This window comes from Janthinobacterium sp. AD80, assembly GCF_002878455.1.
In the GTDB taxonomy this organism is placed as follows: domain Bacteria; phylum Pseudomonadota; class Gammaproteobacteria; order Burkholderiales; family Burkholderiaceae_D; genus Janthinobacterium.
In genome coordinates this window covers 24,002-35,601 of record NZ_NRDQ01000030.1, presented here as the reverse complement: position 1 = coordinate 35,601, position 11,600 = coordinate 24,002, and the positions used below count along the sequence as shown (strand labels likewise).

Here is an 11,600-nt window from a genome sequence, read left to right as displayed (position 1 = left end):
CAGCCCAGCCCAGCGCAGCCCAGGCCGCCTCGGCCCGGCTCGGCCCCTGTGTCGCCTTGCCCATGCCACGCCTGGCGGCCTGCCACGAACTGGACTTTCAAACGCCCTCTGTTTCCCGTATGGCGCCGCCGTGCGATCGGGTATGCTGGCGCTCGAATGCTGTGCGCTGCGCGCAGCGCCACTGACCGTGACAGGACGCGAGATGAGCAACTGGAATGCCGGCTATATGGCCGAAATCGCCTATACCTATGGCTATTACGAAGAATTGAACCCCTTGCGCCTGCGGCTGCCCCTGCTGGCCGCCGGCCTGGCCTTGCCGGCCAGCGGCACGGCGTGCGAGCTGGGTTTTGGCCAGGGCGTCAGCGCCAACATCCATGCGGCGGCATCGGCCACGCGCTGGCATGGCAATGATTTCAACCCGTCCCAGGCCGCTTTTGCGCAGGAACTGGCCAGCGCGTCCGGCGCCGGCGCGCAGTTCACGGATGAATCGTTCGCGCAGTTTTGCCGCCGCGACGACTTGCCTGATTTCGACTATATCTGCCTGCACGGGATCTGGAGCTGGGTCTCGGCGGAAAACCGCGCACTGATCGTCGAGTTCCTGCAGCGCAAGCTGAAAGTGGGCGGCGTCGCCTACATCAGCTATAACACGCAGCCAGGCTGGAGCGCCATGATGCCAATGCGCGACTTGCTGGCCGAACATAGCCGCGTCATGAGCGCGCCGGGCGTGGGCGTGCTGGCCAGAGTCGACGGCGCCATCGATTTCGTCGACCGGATGATCGCCACGCAACCGCGCTACCTGGAAGCCTATCCCCTGCTGGCGGACCGCTTCGAGAAACTCAAGGCGCTGGACCGCAATTATGTGGCGCACGAATACTTCAATGCGGATTGGCAGCCGATGGCCTTTTCGCGCCTGGCCGCCATGTTGGGCGAGGCCAAGCTGGAGTTTGCCGCGTCCGCCAATTACACGGCGCTGGTCGACATGCTGAACCTGACGGCCGAGCACCAGCAATTCCTCGCCGAGATTCCCGATCCCACCTTCCGCGAAACGACGCGCGCCTTCCTCGTCAACGAGCAGTTCCGCAAGGATTACTGGGTCAAGGGCGCGCGCCGGCTGACGCCGCTCGCCCAGGCGAGCGCCTTGCGGGCCGTGCGCGTGATGCTGGCCGTGCCGCGCGACGAAGTGGTGCTGAGCGTGCATGGCGTGCTGGGCGACGCCGATATGGACGAGCGCGTGTATGCGCCCGTGCTCGATGCCATGGCGGACCACCGCGTCTACACGATAGGCGAACTGGAGCAGCAACTGCAACTGGCGGGCAGCGACGCCGGCCTGGCCGCCTTGCTGCAAATCGTGCTGATTCTCGTCAGCAAGGGCAGCGTGCTGGCCGTCCAGGACGAGGCCGGCATCGCCGTGGCGCGGCCGCAGACGGCGCGCCTGAATGCGCACCTGCTGACGCTGGCGCTGGAGCGCACGGATCTGCATATCCTCGCCAGTCCCCTGACGGGGGGCGGCGTGGTTGTATCGCATTTACAACAGCTATTCCTGTGGGCGCAGCTGCAAGGTGCTGCAACGCCGCAGGACTGCGTGCGCGCGACGTGGCCCGTGCTGCTGCGCCTGAACCAGTTGCTGACCAGGGATGGACAGCCCTTGCTGACGGAAGAGGAAAACCTGGCCGAGCTGCTGGCGCACGCCGAGTATTTTGCCACGCGCACCTTGCCGGTTCTGCGCGCCCTGGGCGTGGCCGACTGAGGCGGGGCGGCGGGCAGGCAGGCAAGGCCTGCATGCCTGTAATTAGTTATTTGAATCGTGAATGGCGGTCATTTGTTTTGCGATTTTCATCAATAATTTCAGGCGGGCGGCAAGACCAATAAAAAATTATGTTGCGGCGCAACTAGCGCCCTGTGTGCTACACTTTTAGGGTTTTTGCGGCGCCGCAGGTGCGGTTGCTGTTCGTAGAAGCTGCGAACGGCGTGCTTTATGCACATGGCTGCTTACTAAATTATGGCCGCGCAAGCGGCATCGGTCTTATGCCCCTGTCAACTCCCGTATCCCGGCGCGCCCTACGGCACTCCCGCGTTATCGACGTCCAAGCGTATGTGCGCGACGACGGCCTGTGGGATATTGACGCCCGTATCACCGATATCAAAAGCTATGACGCGACCCTGGCCTCCGGCCCCCGTCCCGCCGGCACCCCCCTGCATGACCTCCATTTACGCATTACCGTCGATCGCGAACTGACCATCGTCGAGGCTGAAGCCGCCTCCGAGGCCGTACCGTATCCCGGTTTTTGCGATACCATCGGCCCCGCCTACAGGGCGCTGATCGGTCTGAATTTATTGAAGAATTTCCGCCGCGACTTGAAACAGCGCCTGGCGGGAATCGCCGGCTGTACCCATTTGACGGAACTGGCGCAAGTCTTGCCGACTGCGACGGTTCAGGCATTTGCCGGCGATGTCTGGTCGACCCGCGACGGTGAGAATGCTGATTTGCCGCATGAAAAGCCGTTTCAACTCGACAGATGCCACGCCCTGCGCACCGATGGCGGGGCGGTGGCACAGTATTACCCGCGCTGGGTAGCCAAAGCGTGACCCCGGCGCTGTTTTTCCCGTTTTTCCTGTTTTTTTTGCACCACTAACCGTATTTTTACAAATCAGTATCAGAAGGGAAGCCAGCATGAAAATCCATGAGTATCAAGCCAAAGAAATCCTCCGGCAGCACGGAGTGACGGTACCACGCGGTATTCCGTGCATGTCCGTCGACGAAGCCGTGAAGGCTGCGGAAACCCTGGGCGGCCCGGTATGGGTTGTCAAGGCGCAGATCCACGCAGGTGGCCGCGGCAAGGGCGGCGGCGTGAAAGTGGCAAAATCGATCGAACAGGTCAAGGAATACGCTGACCAGATCATGGGCATGCAGCTGATCACGCACCAGACCAGCGCCGAAGGCCAGAAAGTCAACCGCCTGCTGGTGGAAGAAGGCGCCGACATCAAGCAAGAACTGTACGTTTCGCTGGTCACCGACCGCGTCACCCAGAAAATCGTCCTGATGGCGTCGTCCGAAGGCGGCATGGACATCGAAGAAGTGGCCGAGAGCCACCCTGAGAAAATCCACCACGTCACCATCGATCCAGGCACCGGCCTGACCGATGCCCAGGCAGACGACATCGCCGCGAAAATCGGCGTGCCTGCCGGTTCGATCGCCGACGCCCGCGTCAACCTGCAAGGCCTGTACAAAGCCTACTGGGAAACCGACTGCTCGCTGGCCGAGATCAACCCGCTGATCGTCACCGGCAGCGGCAAGGTCATCGCCCTGGACGCGAAGTTCAACTTTGACCCGAACGCCCTGTTCCGTCATCCGGAAATCGTCGCCCTGCGCGATCTGGACGAAGAAGATCCAGCGGAAATCGAAGCGTCGAAATTCGACCTGGCCTACATCTCGCTCGACGGCAACATCGGTTGCCTGGTAAACGGCGCCGGCCTGGCCATGGCGACCATGGACACGATTAAACTGTTCGGCGGCGAGCCAGCCAACTTCCTGGACGTCGGCGGCGGCGCCACGGCAGAAAAAGTGACCGAAGCGTTCAAGATCATGCTGAAAAATCCAGGCTTGAAAGCTATCCTGGTGAACATTTTCGGCGGCATCATGCGTTGCGACGTGATCGCTGAAGGCGTCATCGCCGCAGTGAAAGCCGTTTCGCTGAACGTACCGCTGGTGGTGCGCATGAAGGGCACCAACGAAGATCTGGGCAAAAAGATGCTGGCCGATTCCGGTCTGCCTATCATCGCAGCCGACACCATGGAAGATGCAGCCAAGAGCGTCGTTGCCGCTGCTGCCGGTCAAGCTTAATTAAGGAATCAACATGTCCATTCTGATCAATAAAGATACCAAAGTCGTTACCCAAGGGATCACCGGCAAGACCGGCCAGTTCCACACCCGCGGTTGCCGCGACTACGCGAACGGCAAAGCTGCCTTCGTGGCAGGCGTGAACCCGAAGAAAGCCGGCGAAGATTTCGAAGGCATTCCTATTTTCGCTAACGTGACCGAAGCGAAAAAAGAAACCGGCGCCAACGTTTCCGTGATCTACGTGCCGCCAGCAGGCGCGGCAGCTGCGATCTGGGAAGCTGTCGAAGCTGAAATGGATCTGGCCATTTGCATCACCGAAGGCATTCCTGTGCGTGACATGATGGCCCTGAAAGACCGCATGGCTAAAGCCAACAGCAAAACCTTGCTGCTGGGCCCTAACTGCCCAGGCCTGATCACGCCAGACGAAATCAAGATCGGCATCATGCCAGGCCACATCCACAAGAAGGGCCGTATCGGCGTGGTATCGCGTTCGGGCACCCTGACCTATGAAGCAGTGGGTCAGCTGACCGCACTGGGCCTGGGCCAATCGTCGGCTGTCGGCATCGGCGGCGACCCGATCAACGGTCTGAAGCACATCGACATCATGAAGATGTTCAATGATGATCCAGATACCGACGCGGTCATCATGATCGGCGAAATCGGCGGTCCTGACGAAGCCAACGCGGCTTATTGGATCAAAGACAACATGAAAAAACCGGTCGTCGGCTTCATCGCTGGCGTGACCGCTCCTCCCGGCAAGCGCATGGGCCACGCCGGCGCGCTGATCTCGGGCGGTGCCGATACGGCACAAGCCAAGCTGGAAATCATGGAAGCTTGCGGCATCACCGTGACCAAAAACCCGTCGGAAATGGCGCGTCTGCTGAAAGCCATGCTGTAATTCCAGCCTGGTCTTGATGCAATAAAAAAAGGAGCTTCGGCTCCTTTTTTTTTGCCTGCGGCAAGGACGCGCCACGGCAGCGGCCGACGGGAATTGCCCGCTTGCGCCCAAATGCGTCGTTTTTCTTGCCGCCCGGCCCCGCTTCGCCCGTGCGCACTGCTGGCATGGCGCTTGCACCGTGCATGGCGTGACCATATGCAGCCTGGGAGGCAACGATGCGTGCGCAGAGCGGATTTACCCTGATAGAACTGATGATCGTGGTGGCCATCGCCGGCATCCTGGCGGCCGTGGCCATTCCCCAGTACGGCGACTACACGATGCGGGCCAAGGTCAGCAACGTGCTGGCGGCGGCCGCGCCGCTGAAAACGGCGGTGGCCCTGTGCGTGCAGGAAAATGCCGGCGAGGCGGGCGTTTGCAGCACGCCGGCGCAGAACGTCGCTGGCCCCATCCCCGCCTTTACTCCAACGCGCGAAGTGGCCAGCGCCAAGGTCATCACCGGCAATATCGAGCTGACCCTGGCGGAGGATCTGGGCGCCGGCATGGGCGGCAAGCTCGTGACCATGACCCTGCAGCCGGGCACCAGCAGCCTGAGCTGGCTAAACAGCACCACCGTGACGAATACGGCGGCCATCGCGGCCATCCTGAAGAACAATCCGCCCGCGCCGGCGGCGACGCTGTGACGCGGTGGCCGCGGCAGCGGCGCAGTGGCCTCAGACGATCTTTTGCCGGTCGGCGATCAGCGCTTCATACGTGAGGTTTTGCAGCAAGGTGTAGTGGGTCGGTTCCAGGTCGATGAATTGCACGCCGTACGTATGAATTTCCGCCACGTCCGCCGCATGGCCATTCGAGGGCTTGCCCACGCTGACGTTCTGGATGCGCGCGCGCGTATTGACGCGCATCTGGTGCTTGTTCGGTTGCACCAGCAAAGTAAAGCTGAGCATGACGCCGGCGTCGTCTGGCGTGAGCATGCTGGGTGATTCGATCAGCGCACCCGACACGCTGAGGTTGACGATGAACACGGGCACAGCCGCCACTTCGCGGTAGCTGAGCTGCGCGGGAATCTCGACTTTCACGCGCATGGCCGTGCGCAAGCTGGTGCCCTGAATGGCGTCGGGAAAGCTCAGGTGTACATAGTTGAGCGGGCGGCCAAAGATGCGCAGCACGCTGCAGGAAAACGCGCACACGGTGACGCCGGAAAACACGCGGATGGTCAGCTTGTCGCCTTCGTTGAGCATGATGGCGCCGCCGTTTTCCATGGGAATCCTGACGATCAGGTACTCATCCTTCACATAGCCGATCAGGGTCGAGAAATGCTGGATGGGCTTGATGGTGCGGTGCGTGATGAACTGGATGCGCCCACCCACCTGCAGATTCATGGCCTCGAACTCGAAGTCCTGGAGCTTGCTTTCCGCGGCGGGTATGTTACTTGTCATGCGATGCTCATCGTAATGTTGTCGAATAGCAGTATGCATGAATTCTTGATGAAAAAGCATTTACATCAATAAAATGCGGTTTGGCAGGAAAAAAATGCGTGCGCTGGCGCCGCCAGGTGTTTCCCGCTTTACAATTGCGTCAATATTGACGAATGTAAATATCATGACGCGCAGATACTTCTGGACCATGTTGTGCCTGATCCTGCATCAGGTCGATGCCGCCTACTGGCGTGAATGGGAAATGTTTCATGTGCCGGGCGGCATCCAGGGTTTCCTGGTGTTTAACCTGGCGGCGATTGCCGTGGTGCTGGTGGGCTACCGGCACGTGCTGCTGGCCACCGCGCAGGCGAAGCTGTATGCGGGCATCTGCGCCGCGTTGGGCGTGGGCATCTGCCTGATCCACGCCGGCTTCGCGCTGGCGGGGCTGGAACAGTTCCACTTGCCCCTGTCCGTGGCCATTATCGTGCTGTGCCTGGCCAGCGGCGTGTGGCTGCTGTGCGACTTGCGCCGCGTCCAGGGGCAGCGCACGCGCCAGGCCGCATAGTACAGCGCGGCCTTACACCTGGGCGTGCCAGTCGCCCGACTTGCCGCCATGCTTTTCCAGCACGCGCACATTCGTCATGACCATGCCGCGGTCGACGGCCTTGCACATGTCGTAGATCGTCAGCAGGCCGATCTGCACGGACGTCAGCGCCTCCATTTCCACGCCCGTCTTGCCGGTGGTGTCGACCTGGGCGCGGCAGTGCACGCTGTTGGCTGCCGCATCGACCTCAAAATCGACCGTGACACGCGTCAATGCCAGCGGGTGGCACAGGGGAATCAAATCGCTGGTGCGCTTGGCGCCCATGATGGCGGCGATGCGGGCGATGCCCAGCACGTCGCCCTTCTTGGCGGTGCCGGCAATGATCAGGGTCAGGGTGGCGGGCTGCATGCGGATGGTGCCGGCGGCCACGGCGCTGCGGCGCGTGTCTTCCTTGCTGCCGACGTCGACCATATGGGCTTGGCCCGTGGCATCGAAATGGGTCAGTTCTCCGGCGGGGGGGTGCTTGTCTGCTGTTGTCATGGCGTCAAATGAGGTCAATATGGTGGGCGCGGCACACTTGCGCGGCAAGGCATGCAACAAGCATATCGCCTGCCTGTCGCGTGGGAAAGGGCGCCGCTAACAAGGTATGATAGCACCCGTGAATTCAAAAACTCCCCTCCACATCGTGCTCCACCACGCCGTTGCGGCCATGCCGCGCCCGCCATGGCGCGCGCCCGTGCTGGCCGCATTGTGGCTCGCTTCGCCATTTGTGCTGGCGCACGCCGCGCTGGCGCAAACCTCGCCGGCGCCAGCCGCGCCAAAGCCAACCTTCAGCTCGGAACCCGCCGCACCCGCCAAGCCGGCCAGCACCTGGACGCAGCTGGCCGTGCCGCCTGCGCCCAACCTGCCGAACCTGGGCGATACCTCGCGCGAAGACCTGTCGCCGGCGATGGAACGCAAGATCGGCGAGGAAATCATGCGCGGCGTGCGCGGCGACCGCGACTACCTCGATGACGCGCCCCTGCTGGAATACCTGAATACCTTCGGCAACGCCCTGGTGGCGGCGCGGCCCAGCGTGCGCGGCGAAACGAACTACGATTATTTCTTTTTTGCCGTGCGCGATCCCCAGTTGAACGCGTTCGCCTTGCCGGGCGGCTTCATCGGCGTGCACTCGGCCTTGCTGCTGGCTGCGCAAACGGAGGCGGAACTCGCTTCCGTGCTGTCGCACGAGATCGGCCACGTGGCGCAGCGGCATATTGCCCGCATGCTGGGCCAGCAGCGCCAGGATGCGCTGATGCCGCTGGCCGCCATGCTGCTGGCGGCGCTGGCGTCGCGCGCCGGCGGCGACGTGGCCATGGGCGTGTTTGCAGCCGGCCAGGGCCTGGCCATCCAGCGCCAGCTCAATTTTGGCCGCGATGCCGAGCGCGAGGCGGACCGCATCGGCTTCCAGATCATGGGCGAAGCCGGTTTCGACACCACCGGCATGGTGGCCTTCTTTGGCCGCATGCAGGCGGCCAGCCGCTCGTACAGCGACCTGGTGCCCGCTTACCTGCAAACCCATCCGCTGACGACGGAGCGCATCGCCGATATCCAGGCGCGCATCCGCGAGCAGCCTTATAAACAGCGCCCGGACAGCCTGAATTTCCATTTGGCACGCGCGCGCGCCCGCGTGCTGCAGGATGAAAGCGTGCAGGGTTTGCTCAATGCCAAGGCGGTTTTCAAGACACAGCTGGAGCAGCAAAGCCGCTTCCAGGTAACGGCCGCCCATTACGGCCTGTCGTATGTGGCCGTCAAGCAGGCCAAGCCCGCCGAGGCACAGGCGGAACTCGATGCGGCCAATGCGGCGCTGCACCAGCCGGCCGGGCCGAATGTATTTACCTCGGGCGGCACGCAAGGCCCGAATTCCCTGCTGGCGGCGATGGCGCTGGAAGTGCTCTTGATGCCGGCGCAAAAGAAGGAAGTGGCACAGCAGGCCCTCAAGGCGGCGGACGCTACGCGCATGCAATTCCCCCTGTCGCGCGGGATTGCCCGCCAGTATGCGGAAGCGCTGATGGCGGCCGGCAAGCAGGAGCAGGCCACCCTGTATTTGCGCGACCAGGTGCAGCTGTACAAGGAAGAACCGGAACTGTATGACTTGCTGGCCAAAGCGTATGCTGAACAGGGCAAGATGACCTTGCAGCACATGGCCCTGGCCGAATCCTATGTGCTGCAGGGTGCCACGATGGCCGCGCTGGACCAGCTGACGATCGCCCGCAAATCGACGGACGCCACCTTTTACGACCAGGCCGTGATCGATGCGCGCGAGCGGGAATTGCAGGAGAAACGCCGCGAGCAGCTGAAGGACCAGAAGTCCTAGTCCTCGTCCGTGTCGGCTTGCGGCAGCTGCACGAAGTCGAACAAGGACGGCGCCGCGTCATAGTCCAGCGGCTGCACGGCAATGTGCTTGCCCGCGTGCAATAGGGTCAAGCTGCCCTGGTGCCATTCCAGCCAGTCCTGCAAGGCGTCGTTGCTGGCCGGCTGGCCATCGACATGCAGCGCATCGAGCACCTGCGACAGGTCGCGGTCATCCACCTGCGCCACGATATCGGCGTGGCGCAAGATCAGCGTGCCGTCGTCGCACCAGTAGACTTGTTCAAACTGTTCCAGCGGCGCTCCCGTCTGCAAGACAAAACCATGCTGCGGGTCGCTGCGGGCGATGTACGGCGTCGCTTCCAGGTTCACATACACGCGCTGCGGGCCGTTCTGGAAAAACCAGCAGCCCCGTTCATCCTGCGCATAATTGCGGTTGATAAAGCCCAGCAGGGCCGCATGGACGATCTTCTCGCCCGGCAGTTGCTGTTGCTGCGCCTGCTGGTCGCGCATGCGCCAGTGGCCGCGCGCATCGAGGCCCAGCCAGCCGTAGCAGTGGGGGACGTTTGGCCATTTGGCCAGGGCTTGCTTGACGAGATCATCCATGTAAGACATTTTCCGGGTAAGTGGGGGCAGCGCCAGCGTGACAGCTTTGCGGCGCGGACGGCGCTACGCTGCCGTGTTCAAAGTGGGAAAGCAGGCGCTGCGGCAGCCAATCCAGGCTGCCCGGCAAGGCGCCGGCCGCAAAGCCGACATGCCCGCCGTGGCGCGGATACTCGAGCGTGACGTTCGGCGCGGCGCTGCGCGGCAGGAAGCGCCCGGGCAGGAAGGGATCATTTTTCGCATTCAGTACCAGGGTCGGCACGGTGATGTCGTGCAACACGTGCTTGGCGCTGGCGCGGTGCCAGTAATCGTCGGCGTCGCGGTAGCCGTGCAGAGGTGCCGTGACGACATTGTCGAAGGCATGCAAGTCGCGCGCGGCCAGCATGGCGTCGCGCGCGAACAGGCCGGGGAATTGCTCCAGCTTGGCCAGGCATTTCGGTTTCAGGGTATTCAGGAACATGCGCGTGTAGAGCCGGTTGGCGCCCGTGGACAGGGCCTTGCCCCCTTGCGCCAGGTCCAGCGGCGCCGACACGGCGGCGGCGGCATCGACGATCTCCGCCTGGTGCTGCGACTGGCCCAGCCAGCACAGCAGGGCGTTGCCGCCCAGCGACACGCCGGCCGCATAAAACCTGCCCGTGGCGCGCGGGCGCAACTGGCGCAAGACCCAGTCCACTTCCTGCGCGTCGCCCGAATGGTAAAAACGTGGCGCCAGGTTGGCTTCGCCTGAACAGCCGCGAAAATGCGGCACGGCGCCGGACCAGCCGCGCGCCGCCACCTCGGCCATCATGGCGCGCGCGTAATGACTGTTCGACGACCCTTCCAGGCCGTGGAACAGCACCACGAAGGGCTGGCCTGGCTGGCCGTCGACCAGGTCGACGTCGACGAAGTCGCCATCGGGCGCCTGCCAGCGTTCGCGGCGGAAGGCCACGGCCGGCTTGTTCAGGCACACGGCCGGATAAATCGTCTGCAGGTGGCCGCCAGGCAGCCACAGCGGGGCGGCATAGGGCGCGTTGTTGATATGAGGCAAAGGCATCAGTGCAGGATCTGCGTCCCCGTCGTGTCGGCCGGTGCGCCGCCCGGGGCGATCGAGGCGTGGTGCAGCACGATGCGCCAGCCGCGCGGCGTCTTCACGTATACATTCGTCGCCAGCAGGTGCGCCGGCGCGCCATCCTCGCTGGTGACGCCTTCGATGACCGTGTGCACGGAACTCATCAGATTGTGTGTTTCATGCAGCTGCGCCGGCACGATATGCAGGCCGCCGCCCGCCAGGATGGTTTCCCACGAGGCGCGGATGGCGGCGTGGCCGATCAGGCGCGCGCCGCCCGGGTGGATGCAGACGATCTCTTCATCGTCGGCCCACAGCGCCATCAGCGCTTCGAGGTCGGCGCGGTGCAATGCATCGTAGAACGCCGCTTCGACTTCGGCGGCGCTGCCATTGAGTTCCTTCAGACGTTTCATGACGACTCCGTGCTGGACCGGTACAAATAATATTGTGCAAATAAAAACGGCGCGCTGGTGGCGCGCCGCTGGGCAGTTTAATGGTGGCCGGCGCTGGCGCCTTCCTTCAGGGTGTAGGCGGTGCCGCAGTACGGGCACTTGGCGATGCCGTCCTTGTTAAATTCCAGGAACACGCGCGGATGCGACGACCACAGCGGCATGGCCGGGTTAGGGCAGTGGGCTGGCAAGTCTTTACCGTCGAGTTCGACCGCTGGCTGGGTGGATTTTGTCATCTTGTCATGCTCCGTGAGGCTGTATGGAAGGAAGTCGGCTGCTGCCAAAAGCACGATTTTAACGGATTCAGGCAGCCAGCAAAAATCGTCGCTAAAATGGCGTCTTGATCATCTTCGGCTGCGGCGCGGTTTTTTGCGGAAACACGGCACTTGCAGCGCCACACTGACTGGATTTGCCTTGCCGGTATCACCGTTGCGTCCCCTTCGCCCCGTCCGCCTCGCGCGT

At 62.8% G+C, this 11,600-nt stretch carries 13 protein-coding genes; 7 read left to right on the top strand and 6 right to left on the bottom strand.

Translation table 11 applies throughout. The annotated features are described in order from the left end of the window. Positions 1 to 202: 202 nt before the first annotated feature. The 5 genes from JaAD80_RS07355 (at position 203) to JaAD80_RS07335 (ending at position 5,416) form a co-directional block, all read left to right on the top strand. The gene (locus JaAD80_RS07355; protein ID WP_102293581.1) at positions 203 to 1,747 is read left to right on the top strand and encodes a class I SAM-dependent methyltransferase; all 1,545 of its coding nucleotides are present in this window, start codon (positions 203 to 205) and stop codon (positions 1,745 to 1,747) included. 194 nt (positions 1,748 to 1,941) lie between these two features. Further along, the gene (locus JaAD80_RS07350) at positions 1,942 to 2,586 is read left to right on the top strand and encodes a DUF2889 domain-containing protein (RefSeq protein WP_374755234.1); all 645 of its coding nucleotides are present in this window, start codon (positions 1,942 to 1,944) and stop codon (positions 2,584 to 2,586) included. An 85-nt stretch (positions 2,587 to 2,671) separates the two neighbouring features. Then, a complete protein-coding gene (gene sucC / locus JaAD80_RS07345) occupies positions 2,672 to 3,841 on the top strand; it encodes an ADP-forming succinate--CoA ligase subunit beta (protein WP_102293573.1) in 1,170 nt (389 codons plus the stop codon). A gap of 13 nt (positions 3,842 to 3,854) precedes the next feature. After that, the gene (sucD, locus tag JaAD80_RS07340) at positions 3,855 to 4,736 is read left to right on the top strand and encodes a succinate--CoA ligase subunit alpha (RefSeq protein WP_034746085.1); all 882 of its coding nucleotides are present in this window, start codon (positions 3,855 to 3,857) and stop codon (positions 4,734 to 4,736) included. Between the two features lie 215 nt (positions 4,737 to 4,951). Next, positions 4,952 to 5,416 (top strand): prepilin-type N-terminal cleavage/methylation domain-containing protein, encoded by a 465-nt coding sequence (locus JaAD80_RS07335; protein ID WP_102293572.1) that lies wholly within the window; start codon positions 4,952 to 4,954, stop codon positions 5,414 to 5,416. 30 nt (positions 5,417 to 5,446) lie between these two features. Here JaAD80_RS07335 and JaAD80_RS07330 read toward each other — a convergent pair whose 3' ends face one another. Continuing rightward, positions 5,447 to 6,169 (bottom strand): flagellar brake protein, encoded by a 723-nt coding sequence (locus JaAD80_RS07330; protein ID WP_102293571.1) that lies wholly within the window; start codon positions 6,167 to 6,169, stop codon positions 5,447 to 5,449. Between the two features lie 163 nt (positions 6,170 to 6,332). On the opposite strand from JaAD80_RS07330, the gene JaAD80_RS07325 reads away from it, so the two are divergent. Further along, a complete protein-coding gene (locus tag JaAD80_RS07325; RefSeq protein ID WP_102293580.1) occupies positions 6,333 to 6,713 on the top strand; it encodes a DUF6713 family protein in 381 nt (126 codons plus the stop codon). Between the two features lie 12 nt (positions 6,714 to 6,725). Here JaAD80_RS07325 and moaC read toward each other — a convergent pair whose 3' ends face one another. Beyond that, positions 6,726 to 7,232 carry a cyclic pyranopterin monophosphate synthase MoaC gene (moaC, locus tag JaAD80_RS07320; protein WP_102293579.1) on the bottom strand — a complete coding sequence of 169 codons (507 nt, stop codon included), beginning with the start codon at positions 7,230 to 7,232 and terminating at the stop codon, positions 6,726 to 6,728. Between the two features lie 169 nt (positions 7,233 to 7,401). On the opposite strand from moaC, the gene JaAD80_RS07315 reads away from it, so the two are divergent. After that, on the top strand, positions 7,402 to 9,048 hold the full coding sequence (locus JaAD80_RS07315; protein WP_258002851.1) for a M48 family metalloprotease: 1,647 nt from the start codon (positions 7,402 to 7,404) through the stop codon (positions 9,046 to 9,048). Here JaAD80_RS07315 and JaAD80_RS07310 read toward each other — a convergent pair. From JaAD80_RS07310 to JaAD80_RS07295, 4 genes are all read right to left on the bottom strand, one after another. After that, positions 9,045 to 9,647, bottom strand: a complete 603-nt coding sequence (locus tag JaAD80_RS07310) for a DUF2946 family protein (protein WP_102293570.1) — start codon at positions 9,645 to 9,647, stop codon at positions 9,045 to 9,047. The genes JaAD80_RS07315 and JaAD80_RS07310 overlap by 4 nt on opposite strands. Next, a complete protein-coding gene (locus tag JaAD80_RS07305; protein ID WP_102293569.1) occupies positions 9,640 to 10,677 on the bottom strand; it encodes a YheT family hydrolase in 1,038 nt (345 codons plus the stop codon). Before JaAD80_RS07305 ends, JaAD80_RS07310 begins: the two co-directional genes overlap by 8 nt. Beyond that, positions 10,677 to 11,102, bottom strand: a complete 426-nt coding sequence (locus JaAD80_RS07300) for a nuclear transport factor 2 family protein (protein ID WP_102293568.1) — start codon at positions 11,100 to 11,102, stop codon at positions 10,677 to 10,679. Before JaAD80_RS07300 ends, JaAD80_RS07305 begins: the two co-directional genes overlap by 1 nt. 77 nt (positions 11,103 to 11,179) lie before the next feature. Continuing rightward, positions 11,180 to 11,374 (bottom strand): zinc-finger domain-containing protein, encoded by a 195-nt coding sequence (locus tag JaAD80_RS07295; RefSeq protein WP_102293567.1) that lies wholly within the window; start codon positions 11,372 to 11,374, stop codon positions 11,180 to 11,182. Positions 11,375 to 11,600 lie beyond the last annotated feature (226 nt).